Consider the following 769-nt stretch of genomic DNA (forward strand, 5'->3'; position numbering starts at 1 on the left):
AACGATGCACCGTTTGGGGAGAAAAAAGGATGAGTCTGGCACGCACATTTCGGATTGGGCAGATTGTCCCGTCCTCGAACACCACCATGGAAACCGAAATTCCCGCCATTTTACGGGCGCGGGAAGCCCAGTTTGCAGAACGTTTTACCTTTCATTCCAGTCGTATGCGAATGAAAAAGGTGACCAAAGACGAATTGGCGAAGATGGATTCCGACAGCGACCGCTGTGCCCTTGAACTCTCGGATGCGGCGGTGGATGTGCTCGGTTACGCCTGCTTGGTTGCTATCATGAGTATGGGGAAAGGGTATCACCGCGTGTCTGAAAGCCGTTTACACCAATGCACGGTGGATAATGGTCATCCCGCGCCGATAGTGACCAGTGCGGGGGCATTAGTGGATGGGCTGCATGCCATTGGGGCCAAAAAAGTGTCTATTTTGACGCCGTACATGAAGCCACTGACGCAATTGGTGATTGAGTATATTGAAAGCGAAGGCATAGAAGTGGTGGACAGCATTTCGTTGGAAATCCCCGATAATTTAGCCGTTGGCAGACAAGACCCGCTGGCGCCAGTGGAAATCACCAAGCGGCTGAACACCAATGTGGATGCGATTGTGGCATCGGCCTGTGTACAAATGCCGTCATTACCCTCGGTGCAATTGATTGAAAACCGCGTGGGCTTGCCCGTGTTGTCTTCTTCGGTGGCGACTACTTACATGATGTTGAAAAAACTGGGCTTAGAGACACGTGTTGACGGGTTTGGGTCGTTACT

Annotated in this window: 1 protein-coding gene; it reads left to right on the forward strand. The window is 51.8% G+C overall.

The features are described 5' to 3' along the window. Positions 1-29: 29 nt before the first annotated feature. A partial coding sequence (locus AC4IFO_RS22945) for a maleate cis-trans isomerase family protein (protein WP_490737849.1) occupies positions 30-769 on the forward strand: 740 nt, incomplete at its 3' end.

The sequence above is a fragment of the Providencia sp. UF-224 genome (assembly GCF_058245955.1).